We start from the raw sequence: 20524 nt of genomic DNA on the forward strand, positions 1-20524 counted from the left end.
CTCGCACGGGACATCGGGTACGGGGGTCACGTCGCCGCGCCGTCGATCTTGAGCGCGATGAGCTCCTCCTCGCCGATGCCGAGCGAGCGCAGGACGTCGTCGGTGTGTTCCGCGAACAGGGGTGCCCGGGTCAGGGTGGCCGGGGTCTCGTCGAACTGGACCGGACTGGCCACCAGTTCACGGTCGACCCCGTCGGCGTCCACGACGGGGGCGATGAGGCCGTTGGCCCGCAGCGCCGGATCCTGACCGACCTCCCAGGCACTCTGCACGGCCGCCCACTGGCCCTCACCCCGGGAGAGGATCTCGACCCACTCGTCGTACGGGCGGGAGGCGATGAGCCCGGCGACGATCTCGGCGGCCTCACCGGCGTTCGCCATCAACTTCTCCGTGCTGTCGAAGCGTTCGTCGCGGGCGAGTTCCTCGCGGCCGGCCAGCTTGCAGAACTCGGCCCAGTACCGGCCGGGTTGCAGCATCGACAGTTCGATCCAGCGGCCGTCCGAGCTGCGGTAGGCCCCGATGAGGGGGTTGGTGGCCGAGCCGTACCGGGGTTGGATGTTCACCGGGAGCGGGCCGCCGTTCATCAGCGCCATGTTGACCGTGAACTGCGTCGCCCAAGCGCCCACGCCGAGCAACGACACGTCCACGACGGACGGTTCGCCGGTCGTGGCGCGGGAGTAGAGCGCGGCGGCGATACCGCCGGCGATCGTCATGCCGCCGATCGCGTCGCCGTAGGCACCGGCGGGCATCCGGATCATCCGCTCCGCGCCTGCCGGGGTGACACCGGCGGCGCTGCCGCCGCGCGCCCAGAAGGCGGTGCTGTCGTAGCCGCCCTTGCGCGCCTCCTCACCACGGGCGCCGAAGCCGCTGCCCCGGACGTAGATGATGTCCGGGTTGACCGCGCGGACGTCCTCGACGTCGATGCGCAGCTTCGCCCGTGCGTCGGGCAGGAAGTTCGTGAGGAACACGTCGCTGTTGCGGATGAGTTCGTCCAGCACGCGCCGCGCGGACGGCTTCTCCAGGGCGAGACCGACGCTGCGTTTCCCCCGGTTGGGACCTTCCACGATCGGGAAGAACGACGACTCCTTGCTGACGGCGTCGTACCCGAGCACCCGCACCAGGCCGCGCTGGCCGTCACCCCGTTCGGCGTGCTCGATCTTGATCACATCGGCACCCCAGTCCGCGAGCACGGCACCCGCCGCCGGGACGAAGGTGAACTGTGCGACCTCTAGGACCCGCACACCCTCCATGGGCCTCTGCATCGGACCAACTCCTCCGAGCCTGAACGCTCCTGAGACGCTATTGCGCATACCCAATCAACGAAGAACGCGCTCCAGTATGGACCGAGGGTCTTAAAAAGTATACTGTTTTCGGCATGCTGGATTTCTCGATCGAACCCGATTTCCAGGCCAAGCTGGACTGGGCGACGACCTTCGTACGCGAGGAGGTCGAGCCCCTCGACCTCCTGTTCCCGCACGGGGGCGACCCGTACGACACCCGCAACGAGAAGGCCCGTGCGATCCTGCGGCCGCTCCAGGACACGGTCAGGGCGCAGGGCCTGTGGGCCTGCCATCTCGGCCCCGAACTGGGCGGCGCGGGGTACGGACAGGTGAGGCTCGCGTACCTCAACGAGATCCTGGGCCGCTCCTACTGGGCCCCCACGGTCTTCGGCACCGCCGCCCCCGACACGGGCAACGCCGAGATCCTCGCCATGTTCGGCACCGAGGAGCAGAAGGCCCGCTATCTGCGGCCGCTGCTCGACGGGGACATCGTGTCCACCTTCTCGATGACCGAGCCGCAGGCGGGCGCCGACCCAAAGGAGTTCGTCTGCCATGCCCGGCGCGACGGGGACCAGTGGGTGATCGACGGCGAGAAGTGGTTCTCGTCCAACGCCCGTTACGCGGCCTTCCTCATCGTCATGGCCGTCACCGATCCGGACGCGCCGCCGCACGCCCGCATGTCGATGTTCATCGTGCCCGCCGAGACACCGGGCATCGAGATCAAGCGCAACGTCGGCACCATGGACGAACGCGACAGCCTCGACGAGGGCATCCACGCCTACATCCGCTACGACCAGGTCCGGGTCCCGCTCGACGCCATGCTCGGCGGCCCCGGCGAGGGCTTCAAGGTCGCCCAGGCCCGCCTCGGCGGCGGCCGGGTGCATCACGCGATGCGTACGGTCGGCAAGTGCACGCGGGCCTTCGACATGATGTGCGAACGGGCGCTGTCCCGACGTACGCAGGGCACTCTGCTCGCGGAGAAGCAGGCGGTGCAGCAGTTCATCGCGGACTCCTGGGTGGAGTTGCAGCAGTTCCGGCTGCTCGTGCTGCACACCGCCTGGATCATCGACACCCAGCCGCACGGCGCGGCCCGCACCCAGATCGCGATGTGCAAGGTCCAGACGGCCAAGGTTCTGCACGACATCATCCAGCGGGCCCTGCATGTGCACGGCTCGCTCGGCACGACCAACGAACTGCCGCTCGCCAAGTGGTGGATGGCCGCACCGAACCTCGCCCTCGCCGACGGCCCCACCGAGGTGCATCGCACGACGATCGCCAGGCGGCTGCTGAAGAACTACCGGCCTGCGGAGGGCCTGTTCCCCAGCGAGCACATTCCGCCGAAGCGGGAGGCCGCCCGCAAGCGGTACGCGCACATCGTCGAGGACGAGGGCCTCGCGGGGCGGGCGGACGTATGAGCGGCGACCGCGATACGAGGTCCGTCGCGCCGGCCGACCTGTTCGACCTGTCCGGCAAGGTCGCGCTCGTCACCGGCGGCAGTCGGGGACTGGGGCGCGAGATGGTGCGCGCTTTCGCCGCCGCCGGGGCGGATGTGGTGATCGCCAGCCGCAAGGCCGACGCGTGCGAGGCGGTGGCCGCGGAGGTCCGTGACCTGGGTCGGCGTGCGCTGCCGGTCGCCGCGCACGTGGGGCACTGGGACGACCTCGGTCTGCTCGCCGACGCGGCGTACGAGGAGTTCGGGAAGGTCGACGTCCTCGTCAACAACGCCGGTATGTCGCCGTTGGCGCCGTCGTCCGCCGGGACCAGTGAGGAACTGTTCGACAAGGTCGTCGGGGTCAACTTCAAGGGGCCGTTCCGGCTCGCCTCGTTGGTCGGGGAGCGGATGACGGAGGGGGGTGGCGGCTCGATCATCAACGTCTCGTCGTCGGGCGCGTTGTTTCCGCAGCCGCGGTTCGGTCCTTATGCGGGGGCGAAGGCGGCGTTGAACGCGCTGACGACTGTCTTCGCCCTGGAGTACGGGCCGAGTGTGCGGGTCAACACGATCTCGGCGGGGCCGTTTCTGACGGACGTCTCCAAAGCCTGGTCCGAGGAGAAGCGGCAGAGTACGCGCAGTGCGGTGGGGCGGCCCGGGCGGCCGGAGGAGATCATCAGTACGGCGTTGTATCTGGCGAGTGACGCGTCCAGCTATACGACGGGGGCGCTGATTCGCGTGGACGGTGGGTTGTACTAGGTGGTTCGTTGGCTGCGGGCCGGTGGGGGCTGGTCGCGCAGTTCCCCGCGCCCCTTTCGGGGCGCTGGTCTGCACCCAGGATCCCCGGCACCGCCCAGCAACCTCAGCCCAGCAGTTGCATCGCCTCGTCGAGCAGGACCGGCAACGCGGGCAGCATGCGCTGGTGCATGTCGGTCAGGTGATCCGCCTTCCTGCCGCGCTTGATCAGCAGGGCCGTGGCGGCGGACTCCTTGTACTTCGTCAGGGCCTCGAACCACCATAGGTCCGGGAGCCGTTCGCCCCGGGCCTCCTCGTAGGTGTCGATGAGTTCGGCCTTGCCCGGCATGCCGGTCGGCTCCGGGGACAGGGACGCCGGGTGGTCGGCCTCGTCCGTGAAGAAGGTCAGCCAGGTGATGTCGACCCTGGGGTCGCCGAGCGACCAGATCTCCCAGTCGATGACCGCGTTGACCGAGTCCGCGTCGCACAGTGTGTTGCCGAGGCGGTAGTCGCCGTGGGTGAACACCGGCATCATCGCGGCGGGAACGGTCGCGCGCAGCCGGTCCGCGACCGCCTCGTAGCCGGTGCGCAGGTCCTCGGGGACCGTCGTGAACGCCCGGGTCCAGCGGTTGATCTCGGCGCCGGGCGTGACAACCGGCTCCACGGCGAGGGCGGTTCGCTTGGGGTCCGTGCGGTGCAGGTGGGCGAGCATCCTGGCCGCGTCCAGGGCCCGGGCGCGTACCTGCGCGGCGGACAGTGCGCCCCGGGGCACGAGCACCGGTTCCACACAGTCCCCGGGCACCAACTCCATGGCCACGAAAGGCTGTTGGGCCGGGGGTGCACCCTTCTCCCAGAACAGCACCTTCGGCACCCGCACGCCGGGCACGCCCGCCAGTACGTGCATGAGCCGCGCCTGGCGCAGCACGTCCCGGTTGCGGACCGGCTGGAGGCCGGGCGGGGCCACTTTGAGGACGACGCGCTCGTGTCCGTCGGGGACGCCGGACAGTTCGGCGACGTAGGTGAGGCTCGATGTGCCGCCGGTGAGCGGTTCGACCGACACCACCGTGCCCTCGGGGGCCCAGCCGCGCAGTGCCTCGGCCGTGCGGCGCGTCAACTCCGTTATCGGATCAGTGCTGTTGGCGACGGTGCTCATGGACCGGTCTCTCATCCTTGTCGGCCGACGGCCTGGCAGCTGCGTACGTCGGTCAGCGGGTCAACGGTCGGCGGTCAGTGCCTCGACGATGTCGCGGCGCACGAGCTTGCCGGTCGGGGTGCGGGGCAGTTCGGGCCAACGGGTGATGCGCTCCGGCGTCTTCGAGCCGCGCAGCGTGCCGCGCACCTGCGCACGCAGGTCTCCGGCGTCGACCTCCGCACCGTCCCGGACCACGACCACGGCCTCGATGCGCTGGCCCCACTCCTCGTCCGGGACACCGACGACGACCGCGTCCAGCACGTCCGGGTGGCGCAGCAGGACGTCCTCGATCTCGGCGGGCGCGATGTTCTCGGCTCCGCGGATGATCGTGTCGTCGGCCCTGCCCTCGATGTGGAGGTAGCCGTCGGAGTCGATCCGCCCCTGGTCGCGGGTGTGGAAGAACCCGCGCTCGTCGACCGCGCAGCCCTGCCCGGCGTACTCCCCCGACACCTGGTCGCCACGCACCCAGATCTGCCCGGTCCTGCCGGGGGCGACGACCGCGCCGGACGCGTCACGGACCTCCAGTTCGACACCCGGCAGCGGCAGCCCGGCGGACCCTAGCCGGGCCCGTACGGCGGGATCGGCGCTCGCGACGGCCGTGCGATGCTCCTGCGGGCCCAGGACGGTGATGGTGGACGAGGTCTCCGTCAGCCCGTAGGCGTTCACGAAGTCGACGTGCGGCCAGGCATGCAGCGCGGTCTCGATCACCCTTACGGGCATCCTGGCCCCGCCGTAGGCGAGCGCGCGCAGCGAGGGCACCGAGCGGTCCAGGCCGTCCGTGTCCATGATGCGGGCCAGCATCGTCGGCACCACCATGGCGTTGGTGACGCGCTGCCGCCGTACGAGGTCCAGCCAGCCCTCAGCGGTGAACTGGTCGAGGCTCAGGGCGCGGCGCCCCGCGTACAGGTTGGTCAGCACGTTCGACACAGCGGCGATGTGGTAGGGCGGCACGCTCACCAGGGCTGCCTCGTCCGGTCCCGCGCCGGCGAACTCCACAGTGCCGAGTACGTAGGACACCAGGTTGTGGTGGCGCAGGACCACGCCCTTCGGCGTCGAGGTCGTACCGCTCGTGTAGATGAGGACCGCCGGGGAGTCGGGCGCCGGCGCCGGTTCCTCGCCGCCCGGAGCGGCTGCGGCCCGGGCCGCCTCGGTGAGCCACTGGTCCGGGCTGCGTACGGCGAGCCCGGCCCGGCGCAGTGCCTCGCCGTGTTCCGGGTCGGCGATACCCAGGGCGCGAGGGTGGTTCGCCAGCAGCGCGTCCAACTGCGCTTCCCCCAGGCGGTAGTTGACCGGGATCAGCGGGACTCCGGCGTGGGCCGCGGCGAACAGCGCGACCGGGAGGGCCGGGCCGTTCACCGCCAGGTACACGATGGCGTCAGCGTCGGCCGCGCGCACCGACCGGGCTCCGCCAACGGCCAGTTCACGTAGCCGCGGGGCGGTGAGCCCGTCGTCAGCGCGACCGATCAGGACCCGGTCGTCGAATCCCTCGGCGGCCATGTCCAACAGCATCGCTATGTTCATCGGCCCGCTCCCGCCCTCAGTCCGAGGCCGGGAGCGGCTTGGCGCTCTTCATCGGCATGGGGACGCCGTTCACCGCCAGCGTGCCCTGTCCCTGCCTGGTGCAGAGCAGTTCCAGGCCGAGGTCCTCGGCGGCGTACCTCTTGCCGAGCAGGGAACCGCCCATCAGGCCGGGGTCGGGGTCTGCGGTGCCGGTGGCGGCGGGCCCCGGCCCGTTCGCCTCGGCCATGGCCGCCCCGCCGCAGGTGATCTCCAACTCCTGCTCCGGGCACCGAACGACGATCACCGCCGTGGTGTCGACCGTACTGGCGAGCATCTGCCCCACACGTGGCCTCATCGCAGGTTCCTCCGCGGATCTTGTTCCGTTCCGATGCCCGAAGACCAGAAAAAAGTATACTACTTACCTCGATCACGTCGAGATGACGAACCAAGGCAGCGTGACGAACGGAGTGCCCGATGGAGCTCAGGACCGTCCTGTTCGAGGTGGCCGACCACGTCGCCACGATCACCCTGAACCGGCCGGAGGTCATGAACGGCTTCAACCAGCGGATGCTGGAGGAGTTCTCGGCCATCTGGCAGACCGTCAGGACCGACGACGACGTGCACGTCGTCGTGTTGCGGGGCGCGGGCGAGCGGGCGTTCTGCACGGGCATGGACGTGAAGGAGGGCATCGACCGCCATCCCAACGTCTGGTCGCAGACCGACCCCGGGGAGTACCTCTCGCCGAAGCTGAACCAGGTATGGAAACCGCTGGTCTGCGCGGTGCACGGGATGGCCGCCGGCGGCGCCTTCTACTGGCTCAACGAGGCCGACATCGTGATCTGCTCGGACGACGCCACGTTCTTCGATCCGCACGTCAGCTACGGGCTCACCGCGGCCCTGGAACCGATCGGCCTCGCCCGGCGCGTCCCGCTCGGCGAGGCGCTGCGCATCGCACTGCTCGGCCTGGACGAGCGTGTGTCGGCGGCGCGCGCCCTGCAGATCGGCCTGGTCAGCGAGGTGCTCCCGGGTGCGGAACTGTGGGACCGCGCCGACGGGATCGCCCGACTCATCGCCGCCAAACCGCCAGCCGCCATCCAGGGCACCGTCCGGGCGATCTGGGAGTCGCTCGACTCGACGCGCACCCAGGCGCTGCGCACCGGACTGTCGTACACACAGATCGGCAACCCCGTCGGCAAGGCCGAGATCGACCGCGCCGAAGTGCCCCGGGGACAGTGGACACTGCGCTGACACTCCCCTAGCCTGCATGAAAAGAGTGCACTTTATAGAGGCTACGAAGGTGAGGCTTCCATGTTGTTCGGCATGCCCTGGCCCGGCCGGGACGTCGCACGGGAGGCCGAGCAGGCCGGTGTCGGCGCCTTCTGCGCCGGGGAGTTCGTCGACCACGACGCCTATCTCACGGTGGCCGACATCGTGGCGAACACCGACCACGCCCTGGCGGGCCCCGCCATCGCCTACGCGTTCGCCCGCACCCCCTACGCCCACGCCACCGCCCTGCGCCAGCTGCACGCGCAGGCGCCGGGCAGGCTGTTCCTCGGTCTGGGCAGCGCCGCGTTCAGGATCAACCGGGACTGGCTGGGCGTACCCGCCGAACGTCCGGTGGCCCGGATCGCCGAGACGGTCGGCGCGGTGCGGGCCTGGCTGCACGCGGAGAACGGCGAGAAGGTCAGCTACTCCGGTGAGTTCTATTCGCTGGACGCCGATGTCCGGGCGCCGGTGCTCGGCCGGCTGGACATCCCGGTCCTGCTCGCCGCGTTCAACACCGGCATGGCCGCGACCGCGGGCCGGGTCGCCGACGGTGTCGTGGGGCACGGCCTGTTCACCTCCTCCTGGTGGAACGACGTCGTACGGCCCTCGGTGGAGCGCGGCGCGGGGGGCGGCGCGAGCGGCGGCGTTCCGGAGCCGCGTTTCCTAGAACACGGCTGGATCATCACGGCAGTCGACGACTCCGCACCCGAACGCGCCGTCGCGGATGCCCGCCGGATGATCGCCTTCTACCTCACGGTGAAGACGTACGACCCCTATGTCGCCCACCACGGCTGGGAGGAACCGGTCGCCCGGCTGCGGGCCGCGTTCCGGACGGGCGACACCGACGCCATGGCCCGGGCGGTCACCGACGAGATGGTCACCGAGATCGCCGTCTGCGGGACGACCGCCGAGGCGAAGGACACCCTCGCCCGCCGCGCCGGCTCGCTCCCTCGTGACGTCGGCTACTTCGCGCCCCCGAGCTTCATGGTGAGCGGGCGGCGACGGGCCGCGTACTCCCGGGCGGCCCTGGCCCTGATCGGCGCGGTTCCGGACGTACCGGAGCACCCCTGACACACGCACGCGGGCGACCGGCCCCGGAGCGTCCACGCTCCGGGGCCGGTCCTTGGCGCAACCGCCTGTCAGCCGCAGATCAGCTGCGGGCCAGGCACAGCTCAGGCGTCCTGGGGAAGCGGCGCGAGCTTCCTGCTCTTGTCGAAGTGCACGACGTCGGCCAGCGTGCCGCCGAGAATCGCCGCGCGGTCCTCGTCCGGGACGCCCTCGAAGTTCTCGGCGATGCACTCGGCGCTGTCGCGGAAGGTGCCCTCGGCGTGCGGGTAGTCGTTGCCCCACATGACCGTGGAGAGGCCGGTGATGTGGCGGGCCTTGACGGCCGTCGGGTCGTCGGCGAACTGGACGTGGATCTGGCGCCGGACGTACTCGGTGGGCTTGAGCGGGTAGGGCCACTTGTCGTTGATGGCGAACAGCCGCCCCATGGAGGGCTGCTCGGTCGGGGGACGGTTGTCGTCCCAGAAGCCGAGCCACCAGTCGGGGTCCTGACCGGTGCCGGTCTTCCACGCCTTGTCCATGTAGCCCATGAAGGACACCAGCCAGCCGGCCGTGTACTCGATCAGGTTGAAGTGCAGGTCGGGGAAGCGCTCGCACACACCGCCGCCGACGAGGCTGGCGATGATGCCCTGCGGACCGGCCACGGCCGACCCGACCGCGAAGCCCATGGTGCGGCCGGCGACCATGTCGTCGGTCAGGTTGCCCTTGCCCATGTTCATGGCGTTCATCAGGCCCCGGACGGTCACCGCCGTCTCGGACACCTCCTCCTTGACCTTGACCCCGCCGGTCGCCACATGGATGAACACCGGCAGCCCGTGCGCCTGCGCGGCGGCCCAGACCGGGTCGTACTCCCGCGAGTAGAAGGGCATCGGCGGGATCTCCGGCACGAGGATCGCCCCGAGGCCCAGCCGCGCGATCCGCTCGATCTCCGCGACGGCCTCGGGCACGTTCGTGAGAGGGATGGCCGCCGTCGGGCGCAGCCGGTCCTTGTACGGCAGATACCGCTCGACCAGGTAGTCGTTCCAGACGCGGGCGTGCGCCATGGACAGTTCGTGGTCGTCGGTGAACAGGACGAACAGCGAAAGGTTCGGGAACATCACCGAGGCGTCGACGCCGTCGATGTTCATGTCCCGGAGGATGTGCTCGGGATCGCCGTCCGGGGTCTCCCCGCCGGTCTGACGGTATTTGGAGATGGTCCAGCCGTCGAACCCGATGGTGTGCAGTTTCTTGAACTCCGTGTGCCCGCCCGGCACGATCGGCTCGTCGAGCGTGAACTCCTCTTCCCAAAGGGCCCGTTCACGCAGGTTCTTGGGGAGCCGGGTCTTGAAGAGATCGACCGGCTCGATGATGTGCGAATCGCCGGAGACGACAAATTCCTTGAACACAGGCGGTACCTCTTTCGAACATCGTCGTTCGCGCAGAATCCACCCCGCGGATGAGGCCGAAGTTACCTGTACCGATCGGTCTAGTCAATGATTCAGCATACGGATTAGCGGCCCGACGCGTTCAAGAAACCTGACAGACGCCTGACTTGGGGCCGATCAACGCACCCTCTTCCCTCAAGCCTGCAATTAAGTACACTCAACTGCATGACGACGGCTTACTCGTTCTCTTCGCAGCTCTACATTGACGGGCATCGCACGGACGGCGATTCGGAGGCGTCACTCGTCGTACGCAATCCGGCGACGGAGGAATTGATCGCCGAGGTGCCCCAGTCCTCGCTCACGGATGTGCGACGTGCCGTCGAGGCGGCGCGCCGGGCCTTCGACGAGGGGCCGTGGCCCCGGCTGAAGCCCGCCGAGCGGGCCGCGGTGCTGTTGCGCATGGCCGAGGAGATGGAGCGCAGGCTCCCGGACCTCGTCGCCGTCAACATCGCCGAGGCGGGATCGGTCCGTCCGCTCGCGGAGAGCCTGCAGACCCGCGTCCCGGTGGCCCACCTGCGCGACATGGCCGAGCGGGTCATGCCGGCGTTCGCCTGGGAGCGCCCGATGCAGCCGACCGTCGCGCCGGGCATCGGCATCTCCCAAGGGGTGCTGCGCCGCGAGGCGTTCGGCGTGTGCGCCCTGATCTCCGCCTACAACTTCCCCTTCTTCCTCAGCATGATGAAGGTGATCCCGGCTCTCGCGGCGGGCTGCACCGCCGTGCTCAAACCGGCGCCCGCGACTCCCCTGGAGTCCCTGCTGATCGGCGACTTCGCCGACGCCGCCGGGCTGCCCCCCGGTGTGCTGAACATCGTCACCGGCGACATCGAGGCCGGCCGCGAACTCACCACCCACCCCATGGTGGACCTGGTCAGCTTCACCGGGTCGGACACCGTCGGGCGCACGGTCTACGCCCAGGCCGCGGCCTCCCTGAAGAAGGTCGTCCTAGAACTCGGCGGCAAGTCGGCGAGCATCGTCCGCGCCGACGCCGACCTCGACGGCGCCGTACGGTCCGCGCTCGCGGGCATCACCACCCACGCCGGACAGGGCTGCTCGCTGCTGACCCGCACGCTCGTCCACGAGTCCGTCCATGACGAGCTGGTCGCCCGGCTGAGCGCGGGTCTCGCCGCCGTCAGGGTCGGCGACCCGGCGGACCCGGCCACCACCATGGGCCCGCTGATCAGCGAGGCCCAGCGGGACAAGGTGGAGAAGCTGATCCGCGTCGGCGAGGAGGAAGGGGCCCGGATCGTCCACGGCGGCAGACGTCCGGCGGGCCTCGACCGGGGCCACTTCATGGAACCGACCCTCTTCACCGGCGTCGACAACGGCATGACCATCGCGCGTACGGAGTTCTTCGGACCGGTCGGCGTCGTCATCCCGTTCGCCACCGACGAGGAGGCGGTACGGATCGCGAACGACAGCCCGTACGGCCTCGCCGCTGCCGTCTGGAGCGCCGACACGGTGGCCGCCCACGGGATCGCGTCGCGTATCCGGGCGGGCGGGGTGACGATCAACGGCGGCAGTGCCGGGGTGAACCCGCGGGCCGCCTTCGGCGGATACAAGCAGAGCGGACTCGGCCGCGAGTGGGGAGAGTTCGGGCTCGACGAGTATCTGCAGACGAAGACGGTCAGCTGGGCCGCACGGTAGCGCTCCACTGGGAGGGCGGTCATGAATCTGCGGGTGGGTGGAGGCTGGTCGCGCAGTTCCCCGCGCCCCTTTCCGGGCGTCGGCGCGCACCCGAATTCACCAGGCCCGCACGTGAGGAAGCGCCCTCACACCGTCAGCACCATCGCCGATCCCATGCCCCCACCCGCGCACATCGCCGCGACCGCCGTCCCGCCGCCCCTGCGGCGCAACTCGTGCGCCAGGGTCACCACCATGCGGGTGCCGGTGGTCGCGATCGGGTGACCGAGGCTGCAGCCACTGCCGAACGGGTTGACCCGCTCCGGGTCGAGGCCCAGTTCAATGGTGGTGACGACGGCGACCGCGGCGAAGGCCTCGTTGACCTCGAAGAGGTCGACGTCCTCGACGCCGAGCCCGGCCCGCCCGAGCGCCTTGCGAATCGCGGCGATCGGCGCCAGCCCCGTCTCGACCGGATCGACACCGACGCTGGCCCAGGACCGTACGGTCGCCAGCGGCGTCAGTCCGTGCGCGGCGGCGACGTCCGAACCGGCGACCACGACGGCCGCCGCGCCGTCGTTGACCCCGCTGGAGTTGCCCGCCGTGATGGAGAAGCCCTCGATCTCGGGGTGCAGCACCTTCAGCGCCGCCAGCTTCTCCCCGGTGGTGTCGCGCCGGGGATGCTCGTCGGTGTGGAAGACCGAGGTCGCCCCGTCCCTCCCCGTGACCTTCACCGGCACGATCTCATCGGTGAACCGGCCCTCGTCGATGGCCCGTACGGCCCGCTCGTGCGAGCGCAGCGCCCACGCGTCCATCTCCTCGCGCGTGAGGTCGGCCAGCCGGGCGGTGTTCCAGCCGACGAGAACGCCCATGTCGTCGTTGGGGGCCTCCCGCGTCGGAACGTGGGTCGGCGCCATCCAGGGGTCCTGCCATTCGTCGGTGCCCGGGATCCGCCACCGGGACACCGGCGCCGTGGACGACGAGTGCGTGCCGCCCGCGACGACCGCACGGTCCATTCCGGCCCGTACGCTCCCGGCGGCTGTCGCCACGCTCGCCAGACCGGAGGCGCAGTGCCGGTTGTGCGCCAGACCGGGTACGTGGGTCAGCCCGGCCCGGATCGCCGCGTACCGGGCGATGTCCCCGCCTCCGGCGAGTGACTCACCGAGGACGACGTCGTCGATCGTCTCCAGCGGCAGTCCACTGCGGTGGGCGGCCTCGCGTACGACGAGGGTGGCGAGTTCGAAGGCGCTGGTGTCCCGCAGGGTTCCCCTTCGGGCGGTTCCGATCGCGGTACGGCATGCGGAGAGAAGCACGGCATCAACCATGCAATTAAGAGTACTTAACTCAAGGAGAGATCGACAGGCCCTTCATGAATCCCCTTGAAACTCAACGGTCAGTAGCCGATTACCAGCCAGACATCTCGACCCGATCCATAAAAGAGGATACCTTGTTCCGGTGAACTTCGAGCTCAGCGAGGAGCAGGCCATGTTGCGCGAAGCCTCGCGCGACCTGTTGGCGGACCGGGCCCCGATCGAGCACGTACGGGCGTGGCTGGACCGCGACGAGGACGTCGACCCCGAGGTGTGGCGGCTCACCGCCGACCTCGGCTGGCCCGGGCTCGGCGTACCCGAGGAGTACGACGGCAGCGGCCAGGGGCTGGTGGAACTCGCCCTTGTCGCGGAGGAGTTGGGGCGCGCCCTCGGGCGGGGTCCATTCGTGCCCACTGCCGTCGTGGGCCGGGCACTCGCCGTCGGCGGCGCACCCGCCCTCCGGTCCGAGGTGCTGCCGACCCTGGCCGCCGGATCGTCCTGGGCCACCTGGGCGTTCGCCGAACCTCGGGTCCCCTGGTCCCTCGGCGGCGTCCGCGCCACCGCGCGCACGGTCGAGGACACGTACGTCCTCGACGGCGTGAAGACGGCGGTGCAGGACGCCGAAGGTGCCCGCTGGCTGCTCGTCACGGCACTGCACGAAGGTGTCCCGGCCTCGTTCCTCGTCGACCGCGACGCCCCGGGCGTCACCGTCCGGCGTCAACGCACCCTCGATCCGACCCGCGCGTTCCACGAGGTCCGCTTCGAGGGCGTACGCGTCCCGCACGACCGGCGCCTCACCGGCGGCCCCGAGGACGTCCAGCGGCTCCTCGACGAGGCGTCGGTGCTGCGGTGCGCCGACTCGCTCGGGGTGATGCGTCGCCTGCTGGAGCTCACGGTCGAACACACCACGACCCGGGTGCAGTTCGGACAGCCGATCGGCACCTTCCAGGCCGTCAAGCACTCCGCCGCCGACATGGCACTCCTCGTGCACGGCGCCGGTGCGGCCACCCACTACGCGGCGATGGCCGCCGACGCGGGCACCGACGACGCGGCCCGCGCCGCCTGTGCCGCCGCCTCGTACGTCTCGGCGGGCTCCGGCGAGGTCGCGGCGCGGGCGCTCCAGCTGCACGGCGGCATCGGCTTCACCTGGGAGCACGACCTGCACCTCTGTCTGCGCCGCGCCAGGGCCGACAGCGTCCTGTACGGCGACGCGGCCGTCCACCGCGACCGTCTGTGCACCCTGCTGCGGCCCTCTCCCGCAACCTCGACCGCGTCCTCCTGAGCGCATCCTCCCGAGCGCAAAGACCCGAAAGGTTCCCGATGGAGATCAAGGGCAAGAAGGCCGTGGTGTTCGGCGGCGCATCCGGCATGGGCCGGGCCACCGCCGAGCTGCTCGCGGCCCGCGGCGCCGAGGTCGCCGTACTCGACCGTCCGGCGTCGGCGGGCGCCGAGGTCGCCGCCGCTTTCGGCGGGAGCTTCCACCCCGTGGACGTGACCGACTCCGAGGCGACGGAGAGCGCGCTGAGCGCCGCCGTGGACGCCCTGGGCGGGCTGCACGTGTCGGTCACCACCGCGGGCGGCGGCAGCGTACGGCGCACGCTCGGCAAGGACGGGCCGCACGACCTGGACACCTTCCGTCGGGTGCTCGACCTGAACGCCGTGGCCACCTTCAACATCAGCCGCCTCGCCGCCGCGCACATGAGCCGCAACGAGCCCGAGGAGCCGGACGGCGAACGGGGCGTCATCGTCAACACGTCCTCGATCGCCGCCTTCGAGGGCCAGATCGGCCAGGTCGCCTACTCCGCCGCCAAGGCGGCGATCGCCGGCATGAGCCTCACCATGGCCCGCGATCTCGGCTCCCTCGGCATCCGCGTCGTCGCCATCGCGCCCAGCCTCTTCGAGACGGGCGCCACCGAGAAGATCCCTACCGAGATACGGGCGGCACTGGTCAAGGACGCCGCGTTCCCCCGGCGCCTGGGCCGTCCGGACGAGTACGCGAAGCTCGCCCTCGCGATCGTCGACAACCCCATGCTCAACGGCCAGTGCCTCCGTCTGGACGCCGGCCAGCGATTCGGACCGAGGTGAGATTCTGATGCCGGACGGCAACCCGCAGGACAAGGCGGACCAGAACAGCGAGTACGAGGGCAGGGTGGCCCTCGTCACCGGCGGTGGCCGAGGCTTCGGCAAGGCCTTCGGGGAGGCCCTGTCCGCCCTCGGCGCGCATGTCGTGCTCGCCGACATCGACGGCGACGCGGCGGCCGAGGCCGCCGCCGAACTCACCGCGAAGGGCCTGGGCGCGACCGGGGTCACCTGTGACGTCGCCGACGAGGACGAGGTCGGCACGGTCGTGAGCGCTATCGCCGACCGCCACGGCGGACTGGACATCCTGGTGAACAACGCGGGCCTGCACGCCGCCTACAACAGGCCGTTCACCGAACTGGGGCTGGCCAAGGTACGGCGGGTCCTCGACGTCAACGTCATGGGCACCGTCATCTGTACGCTCGCGGCCCAGCCGGCCATGCGGGGCCGGCCCGGCGCCTCCATCGTCAACATCTCGTCGTCGGCCGCCTACGCGAACCGCAGCATCTACGGCGTGTCCAAGCTGGCCGTACGCGGCCTGACGGTGTCGTTCGCGCGCGAGTTCGCCGCCGACGGCATCCGGGTCAACGCGATCGCGCCGGGCCTCATCTTCACCGACGCCGTACGGGCCCAACTGTCCGCCGCCGAAGCCGAACGCGTCCTGGGAGAGCAGATCCTGCGGCAGGAGGGCCGGGAGCAGGACATCGTCGAGGCGCTGCTGTATCTGGTCTCGTCGAAGGCGTCCTTCGTCACCGGCGAGACGCTGCGGGTGACGGGCGGATTCGCGCTGTCGGTCTGACGCCTGGAACGGCTGGGGCCCCGCGACCGACGTCGCGGGGCCCCAGCCGTTCCGGCTGTCCTACACGGTCACCGGTTCGTTGTCCGGTTTCCCGGCGAGTTCCTTCTCCTCGTTCGTGATCGCCTTCAGCAGCACGTACGGCGTGGCGATCTTCCACACGGCGTACGCGACCGAGGGGATGATGTTCGCGAGGAGTCCGTTCCAGGCGAGCGGCCCGTCCTGGTTGAGGAAGACGAAGGCACCCGGGACGAGCGTCACTCCCAGCACGATGCTGAGCCAGCCGTACCAGCGCGGGAAGAGCGGCTTGGCCCGGGTGTGGTCGATGAACGCGGCGTATCCGATCGACCAGACCTGGAGGACGAAGATGCAGGCGTTGCCCACGAACATCAGCCAGAAGATGTCGACCATCGCGGTCAGGACATCGACGGAGTGCGCCTCCGGACGGTAGGCCGCGGCGGCGAGGATCGCGAGCGGGAAGAAGAACCCGAGCGGAGCGACCACGCCGGTGGTGAGCTGGGTCATGGAGAGCAGCCCCCAGCCGCCCTCGACCCGGCGCAACTGCATGCTCGTCACGATGACGTACGGGTACTCGAACGGTACGAGCAGAACCATCAGCGCGACACAGGTGAGGATCCCCGTGCGGTGGTCCTTGAGGAAGGCGACGACGTCCTCGGGACTCTCCGTCGGGCTCATCGGCGGAGTGAGGTGGCCCACGGCGAACGCGACGAGGAATCCCACGAAGAGGACGACGCCGCACCACGCCGAGATTCTCTGCAGTCTTATGTGGAGGTCTTTCTTCATTTACGGCTCCCCTTTGAGCTCGTTGACCAACTGCTATCAACCGCTACCAACCGACAAGCCTGTCCAGCACGAGCGTCGCGCTCGACAGGTAGTCGCCGTATCCGCCCCGGAAGAACAGCAACGGGGTTTTCGGTGATTCGACGCGGAGATCGCGGACCCGTCCCACGACCAGCCAGTGATCGCCGATCTCGACGAACTGCTCGACCGTGCAGTCGACCCAGGCGACCACTCCGTCGAGCACGGGACTGCCCAGCGCGGACGCGTTCCAGTTGGTGCCCTCGAACCGTTGCGAGGCCCGGCCCGCCAGCTGCCGGGACAGTCGTTCCTGGTTGCCCGCGAGCGAATTGGCGCAGAAACGGCCGGCGGTTCGGATCGTCCGCAGGGTCGTGGAGGAACGGTCGACGAGAAAGGACACCAGGGGCGGGTCCAGGGAAACGGAGGTAAAGGTCCCGACCACCATTCCGTGCGGCCGCCGTTCGGCGTCCGTGGTGGTGATCGCGACCACGCTCGTGGGGAAGTTTCCCAGGACGTCGCGGAATCGGCGCCCGTCGATCGAATCCGCCGGACGACCGGAACTGTCGCTCATCCGGTCTCCTCAGATCAGAATGCGCATCGGCTCGGGCAGCTCAAGTCCCATCTGGGCCAGGGCGTTCGCGTGATAAGCCGCCCCGGGAACATGGATCATGTGCTGGAGTCCGACGTGCGCGTCCCGCCAGAACCGCTGCATCGGATTGCCCCGCCGGATCGCGTTCCCGCCGGACCTGGCGAAGATCTCGTCCAGCGCGGAGACGGCCCGCCAGGCGCAACGGACCTGGTTGCGCCGTACGTCGGCCCGGTCCTCGATGCCGATGGGCTTGCCGGCCTCGACCTGGTCGTACAACCGGCTGATGCCGTCGATGAGTTGGACCCGGGAGGCGGCGATCTCCGCAGCGGCCTCCCCGGCGGCGTAGAGGACGTAGGGGTCGTCACGCACCTGGACGCCGGTCACGGCGACCCGGTCGCGCTGCTGGGCCAGGTGCACGGCGAGCGCGCCCTCGCAGATGCCGATGACCGCAGCGGTGATGCCGAGCGGGAACATCGAGCTGAAGGGCAGCTTGTAGAGGGTGTCGGTGAGCCCGACGGCCTCCGCGGCGGCGCCCTCCTGGACGGCCTCCTGGCGGATGGCTCGGTGCTCGGGGATGAACGCCTTGTCGACGACGACGTCCTTGCTGCCGGTGCCCGACAGCCCGACCACGTCCCAGGTGCCGTCGATGATCTCGTAGTCCGAGCGGGGCAGCACGACGTGCAGGACGGTGATGGGCCCGGCGGGCCGCCCCTTGCCGTCGCCGAGCAGTGCGCCGAGGAAGTCCCACTGACAGTGGTCGCTGCCGGAGGAGAACGGCCAGCGTCCGCTGAGGACATAGCCGCCGTCCACCGGTTCGGCGATGCCGTTGGGCATGTAGGGCGAGGCGATCCAGGTGTCCGGGTCGTCGTCCCACACCTCGTGTGCGAGCCGGGGATCCATCTGGGCCAGCTCCCAGGGGTGCACCCCGACGACTCCGGCCACCCAGCCCGCGGCTCCGTCGTGCCGGGCGACCGCCATCACCGCTTCCGCGAAGTCCCGGGGGTGAGCACCGAATCCGCCGAACTCCTTGGGCTGCAGAAGCCGGATGACCCCTGCGGACTTGAGCAGTTCGACGGTCCGGTCGCTCAGTCTGCCGAGTGACTCGTTCTCGTCGGCGAGTGCGGCCAGTTCGGAACCCAGCTCCTCGACACGACCGACCACTTCATGCGTCACGCCGCACACCTCCTGGCAACTGATCCATCGCGTACGCCGCACGTCCCCGGCGGCAGGATGTCCTCAGTGTCGTGACGCCCCCCGAGGCCCGCTGAACGCTTTCCGCTGACCGGGACAGGCGCGCCTCAGCGGGTGACGCGGGGCCGCAACGCGGCGGTGGAGCGGCCTTTGAGGGCGGAGAACCACACGCCGGCGCCGTAGGCGAGGTCGTCCAGTCGGCGGGCGACGCCGTAGCGGAGCGGGTCCAGTGAGTCGTCGCCGCGCCGGTACTCGAGTGCGATGTCGGCCAGAGCGGCGACCGCTGCGGCCCGCCGCATCCGCCGGGACATCAGGCAGCCGACGGCGGTGAGCGGCCACCAGTGCCGGGTGAGCAGCGCGGAGGTCTGCGCCAGGGTGGCGAGGGCCCCGTTGCCCGCGAGCGGCACGGCCAGCCGGTACGGATGCCGGGTGCCCTCGAACTTGCGGCCGATACGCAGGACGACGACGCCGAGAACGGTCCCCGCGACCGGCGCCGACCAGCGCCGTTGGGCGAGCAGCGCGGCGGCGAACACCGCGCTCCAGGGGGCGAACACGGCCGGCGCGATGTTCTCGGGGTGCCGCAGGGCGAGCGGATGCGCCCCGGTCCCGTACACGGCCTTGCGCAGGAACCAGTCGCCCACCCGCACCCGGTGCTCGTGGGAGGCGCGGACGGCGGGCTCGTAGCGCACCCGCAGCCCCGCCCGGAGCAGTCGCCAGCACAGGTCGACGTCCTCCCCCACCCGCATCGCCTCATCGAACCCGCGCCCGTCCCGCAGCGCGTCCACCCGTGCCACCGCGCAGGCCGTCGGCGCCCAGGAGACGGGCGTGCCGGGGCGCACCGCGGCCGGGTGGGCGCCGAGGTCGAGGGAGGACCGGGTGTTCTCGTACCGCTCGATCCAGGTGGTGGCGCCGCCGCCCAGACCGGTGATGCGGGGTACGGCCATGGCGACCCGGGGATCGGCGAAGTGCCGGAGCAGGGTCGGCACCGTGTCGGGGTTCAGCACGATGTCGGAGTCGGCGAGGACGACGTAGGGCGTGGTCACGTGGCGGAGCCCGGCGTTGCGCGCACCGGCGGGGCCGGTGTTCGTGTCCAGGGCGACCAGGCGGGCGCCGTACCGGGCGGCGACGGCCGCCACGGGGGTCGGGTGCCGCGAGGCGTCGTCGACCACGATCACGGGCGGGCCCGTGCCGATGCTGCGCAGGAGCCGGTCCAGTTGGCGCGGACGGTCGCGGACCGGGATCACGACCGTGTACCGGGGGTCGCGCGGCATGGGCAGCGAGTCGACGACGGGTTGGGCCAGGCCGCAGTCGATCAGCCGGTCCGCGAGGAGCGCGCTCGCCGCGTCCCGTACGGGAATTGTCCGACCGACGACGAGTTTGCGGGCCCGCGGTGTCAGTCGTAGCAGGCGGGTCGGGAATCCGCCGACGAGGGCGCGCCCGCCGTCGACGACGCGGGTGTGCCGGTCGAACGCGACGACGACACCGACGTCGGCGGGAAGCGTCATCGGCGTACGGACCCGGTACGGCGGGCCGGATCGGCGAGGCGGCCCCGGTAGTCGACCGTCCACGCGCCGATCCGGCGGACCGTGGCCGACACCATCGCCTCCATCGTCCGGCTGCCCTCCTCGGCCGAGGCCCCGGCAGGATCGCCGAGCACACCGGAGGGCGAGACGGCGCGGACACCGTGGGCAGCGAGATCCGGCAGGAGGTCGGGCAGGGGGCGTGTGTCGCCCGCGACGGCGGCGCCGAGCCGTACGCGCGCCGGGTCCAGGTGCAGCATCAGGGAGGTCTCCGTACGACCGGCGTGCGCGTCACCGCCGGGTGTCCCGCAGGCGGTCCAGGCGATGTCGTGGCCCTCGGCGCGCAGCAGGCGGAGGGCGGTGTCGAGGGTGGCGGTGTTGCCTCCGTGGCCGTTGACGAACACGATGCGGCCCGCCCACAGGGAGAGGGAGCGTGTCAGTTCCACGACCACCGTGCTCAGCGCCTCGTGCCCGATCGAGACGGTCCCCGGGAAGTGCGCGTGTTCGCCGCTGGCGCCGTAGGCGACCGGCGGTGCCACCCACGACGCGGGCAGGGCGTCCGCCGTGCGCTGTACGACGGCACGGGCGACGACGGTGTCGGTGTCGAGCGGCAGATGCGGGCCGTGCTGCTCGGTGGACCCGACCGGGACGAGGACCAGCACACCGGACGGTACGGCCGGCCAGACGGCGTCGGCCAGGACGTGCGGCGCCATGG

General features: G+C 70.5%; 19 protein-coding genes. 8 read left to right on the forward strand and 11 right to left on the reverse strand.

Annotation, left to right across the window (positions count from 1 at the left end; genetic code table 11):
• Nucleotides 1-26: 26 nt before the first annotated feature.
• The gene (locus tag OHN74_RS05660; protein WP_327693437.1) at nt 27-1259 is read right to left on the reverse strand and encodes a CaiB/BaiF CoA transferase family protein; all 1233 of its coding nucleotides are present in this window, start codon (nt 1257-1259) and stop codon (nt 27-29) included.
• Nucleotides 1260-1372: 113 nt separating this feature from the next.
• On the opposite strand from OHN74_RS05660, the gene OHN74_RS05665 reads away from it, so the two are divergent.
• A complete protein-coding gene (locus OHN74_RS05665; RefSeq protein WP_327693438.1) occupies nt 1373-2692 on the forward strand; it encodes an acyl-CoA dehydrogenase family protein in 1320 nt (439 codons plus the stop codon).
• Nucleotides 2689-3465 (forward strand): SDR family NAD(P)-dependent oxidoreductase, encoded by a 777-nt coding sequence (locus OHN74_RS05670; protein WP_327693439.1) that lies wholly within the window; start codon nt 2689-2691, stop codon nt 3463-3465. The genes OHN74_RS05665 and OHN74_RS05670 overlap by 4 nt, the downstream gene beginning before the upstream one ends.
• Before the next feature lie 103 nt (nt 3466-3568).
• Here OHN74_RS05670 and OHN74_RS05675 read toward each other — a convergent pair whose 3' ends face one another.
• Genes OHN74_RS05675 through OHN74_RS05685 form a run of 3 tightly spaced genes read right to left on the reverse strand, consistent with a single transcriptional unit; the run spans nt 3569 to nt 6488 of the window.
• Nucleotides 3569-4594, reverse strand: coding sequence for a phosphotransferase family protein (locus OHN74_RS05675; RefSeq protein ID WP_327693440.1), 1026 nt, complete (start codon nt 4592-4594; stop codon nt 3569-3571).
• Between the two features lie 60 nt (nt 4595-4654).
• Nucleotides 4655-6154 (reverse strand): class I adenylate-forming enzyme family protein, encoded by a 1500-nt coding sequence (locus OHN74_RS05680; protein ID WP_327693441.1) that lies wholly within the window; start codon nt 6152-6154, stop codon nt 4655-4657.
• Between the two features lie 16 nt (nt 6155-6170).
• On the reverse strand, nt 6171-6488 hold the full coding sequence (locus OHN74_RS05685; protein WP_327693442.1) for a hypothetical protein: 318 nt from the start codon (nt 6486-6488) through the stop codon (nt 6171-6173).
• Between the two features lie 119 nt (nt 6489-6607).
• On the opposite strand from OHN74_RS05685, the gene OHN74_RS05690 reads away from it, so the two are divergent.
• The gene (locus tag OHN74_RS05690; protein WP_327693443.1) at nt 6608-7381 is read left to right on the forward strand and encodes an enoyl-CoA hydratase/isomerase family protein; all 774 of its coding nucleotides are present in this window, start codon (nt 6608-6610) and stop codon (nt 7379-7381) included.
• Nucleotides 7382-7441: 60 nt separating this feature from the next.
• Nucleotides 7442-8470, forward strand: coding sequence for an LLM class flavin-dependent oxidoreductase (locus OHN74_RS05695; protein WP_327693444.1), 1029 nt, complete (start codon nt 7442-7444; stop codon nt 8468-8470).
• Nucleotides 8471-8571: 101 nt separating this feature from the next.
• On the opposite strand, the gene OHN74_RS05700 is transcribed toward OHN74_RS05695, so the two are convergent.
• Nucleotides 8572-9849, reverse strand: a complete 1278-nt coding sequence (locus tag OHN74_RS05700; RefSeq protein WP_327693445.1) for an amidohydrolase family protein — start codon at nt 9847-9849, stop codon at nt 8572-8574.
• 204 nt (nt 9850-10053) lie between these two features.
• On the opposite strand from OHN74_RS05700, the gene OHN74_RS05705 reads away from it, so the two are divergent.
• Nucleotides 10054-11532, forward strand: a complete 1479-nt coding sequence (locus OHN74_RS05705) for an aldehyde dehydrogenase family protein (protein WP_327693446.1) — start codon at nt 10054-10056, stop codon at nt 11530-11532.
• A 125-nt stretch (nt 11533-11657) separates the two neighbouring features.
• Here OHN74_RS05705 and OHN74_RS05710 read toward each other — a convergent pair whose 3' ends face one another.
• Entirely contained in the window at nt 11658-12830 is a 1173-nt protein-coding gene (locus OHN74_RS05710) for a thiolase family protein (protein ID WP_327693447.1), read from the reverse strand.
• Nucleotides 12831-12960: 130 nt separating this feature from the next.
• On the opposite strand from OHN74_RS05710, the gene OHN74_RS05715 reads away from it, so the two are divergent.
• Genes OHN74_RS05715 through OHN74_RS05725 form a run of 3 tightly spaced genes read left to right on the forward strand, consistent with a single transcriptional unit; the run spans nt 12961 to nt 15693 of the window.
• Nucleotides 12961-14097, forward strand: a complete 1137-nt coding sequence (locus tag OHN74_RS05715) for an acyl-CoA dehydrogenase family protein (protein ID WP_327693448.1) — start codon at nt 12961-12963, stop codon at nt 14095-14097.
• A gap of 38 nt (nt 14098-14135) precedes the next feature.
• Nucleotides 14136-14900: an SDR family NAD(P)-dependent oxidoreductase gene (locus OHN74_RS05720; RefSeq protein ID WP_327693449.1), complete on the forward strand. Its 765-nt coding sequence runs from the start codon at nt 14136-14138 to the stop codon at nt 14898-14900.
• A 7-nt stretch (nt 14901-14907) separates the two neighbouring features.
• Entirely contained in the window at nt 14908-15693 is a 786-nt protein-coding gene (locus OHN74_RS05725) for an SDR family NAD(P)-dependent oxidoreductase (RefSeq protein ID WP_327693450.1), read from the forward strand.
• A 60-nt stretch (nt 15694-15753) separates the two neighbouring features.
• On the opposite strand, the gene OHN74_RS05730 is transcribed toward OHN74_RS05725, so the two are convergent.
• The 5 genes from OHN74_RS05730 to mftE form a co-directional block, all read right to left on the reverse strand.
• Nucleotides 15754-16494, reverse strand: a complete 741-nt coding sequence (locus OHN74_RS05730) for a hypothetical protein (protein WP_327693451.1) — start codon at nt 16492-16494, stop codon at nt 15754-15756.
• Nucleotides 16495-16537: 43 nt separating this feature from the next.
• A complete protein-coding gene (locus tag OHN74_RS05735) occupies nt 16538-17080 on the reverse strand; it encodes a flavin reductase family protein (protein WP_327693452.1) in 543 nt (180 codons plus the stop codon).
• Nucleotides 17081-17089: 9 nt separating this feature from the next.
• Nucleotides 17090-18271 (reverse strand): hydroxylase, encoded by a 1182-nt coding sequence (locus OHN74_RS05740; RefSeq protein WP_327693453.1) that lies wholly within the window; start codon nt 18269-18271, stop codon nt 17090-17092.
• 125 nt (nt 18272-18396) lie between these two features.
• Nucleotides 18397-19794, reverse strand: coding sequence for a mycofactocin biosynthesis glycosyltransferase MftF (gene mftF / locus OHN74_RS05745; RefSeq protein ID WP_327693454.1), 1398 nt, complete (start codon nt 19792-19794; stop codon nt 18397-18399).
• Nucleotides 19791-20522: a mycofactocin biosynthesis peptidyl-dipeptidase MftE gene (gene mftE / locus OHN74_RS05750; RefSeq protein ID WP_327693455.1), complete on the reverse strand. Its 732-nt coding sequence runs from the start codon at nt 20520-20522 to the stop codon at nt 19791-19793. Before mftE ends, mftF begins: the two co-directional genes overlap by 4 nt.
• Nucleotides 20523-20524: the final 2 nt, after the last annotated feature.

Origin of the sequence: Streptomyces sp. NBC_00459, from assembly GCF_036013955.1 — a bacterium.
GTDB lineage: Bacteria > Actinomycetota > Actinomycetes > Streptomycetales > Streptomycetaceae > Streptomyces.

What these genes read in the sequence shown, in the direction of transcription:
- OHN74_RS05660 (WP_327693437.1), bottom strand. Translation starts at nt 1,259, where the DNA reads ATGCAGAGGCCCATGGAGGGTGTGCGGGTCCTAGAGGTCGCACAGTTC.
- OHN74_RS05665 (WP_327693438.1), top strand. Translation starts at nt 1,373, where the DNA reads ATGCTGGATTTCTCGATCGAACCCGATTTCCAGGCCAAGCTGGACTGG.
- OHN74_RS05670 (WP_327693439.1), top strand. Translation starts at nt 2,689, where the DNA reads ATGAGCGGCGACCGCGATACGAGGTCCGTCGCGCCGGCCGACCTGTTC.
- OHN74_RS05675 (WP_327693440.1), bottom strand. Translation starts at nt 4,594, where the DNA reads ATGAGCACCGTCGCCAACAGCACTGATCCGATAACGGAGTTGACGCGC.
- OHN74_RS05680 (WP_327693441.1), bottom strand. Translation starts at nt 6,154, where the DNA reads ATGAACATAGCGATGCTGTTGGACATGGCCGCCGAGGGATTCGACGAC.
- OHN74_RS05685 (WP_327693442.1), bottom strand. Translation starts at nt 6,488, where the DNA reads ATGAGGCCACGTGTGGGGCAGATGCTCGCCAGTACGGTCGACACCACG.
- OHN74_RS05690 (WP_327693443.1), top strand. Translation starts at nt 6,608, where the DNA reads ATGGAGCTCAGGACCGTCCTGTTCGAGGTGGCCGACCACGTCGCCACG.
- OHN74_RS05695 (WP_327693444.1), top strand. Translation starts at nt 7,442, where the DNA reads ATGTTGTTCGGCATGCCCTGGCCCGGCCGGGACGTCGCACGGGAGGCC.
- OHN74_RS05705 (WP_327693446.1), top strand. Translation starts at nt 10,054, where the DNA reads ATGACGACGGCTTACTCGTTCTCTTCGCAGCTCTACATTGACGGGCAT.
- OHN74_RS05710 (WP_327693447.1), bottom strand. Translation starts at nt 12,830, where the DNA reads ATGGTTGATGCCGTGCTTCTCTCCGCATGCCGTACCGCGATCGGAACC.
- OHN74_RS05720 (WP_327693449.1), top strand. Translation starts at nt 14,136, where the DNA reads ATGGAGATCAAGGGCAAGAAGGCCGTGGTGTTCGGCGGCGCATCCGGC.
- OHN74_RS05725 (WP_327693450.1), top strand. Translation starts at nt 14,908, where the DNA reads ATGCCGGACGGCAACCCGCAGGACAAGGCGGACCAGAACAGCGAGTAC.
- OHN74_RS05730 (WP_327693451.1), bottom strand. Translation starts at nt 16,494, where the DNA reads ATGAAGAAAGACCTCCACATAAGACTGCAGAGAATCTCGGCGTGGTGC.
- OHN74_RS05735 (WP_327693452.1), bottom strand. Translation starts at nt 17,080, where the DNA reads ATGAGCGACAGTTCCGGTCGTCCGGCGGATTCGATCGACGGGCGCCGA.
- mftF (WP_327693454.1), bottom strand. Translation starts at nt 19,794, where the DNA reads ATGACGCTTCCCGCCGACGTCGGTGTCGTCGTCGCGTTCGACCGGCAC.
- mftE (WP_327693455.1), bottom strand. Translation starts at nt 20,522, where the DNA reads ATGGCGCCGCACGTCCTGGCCGACGCCGTCTGGCCGGCCGTACCGTCC.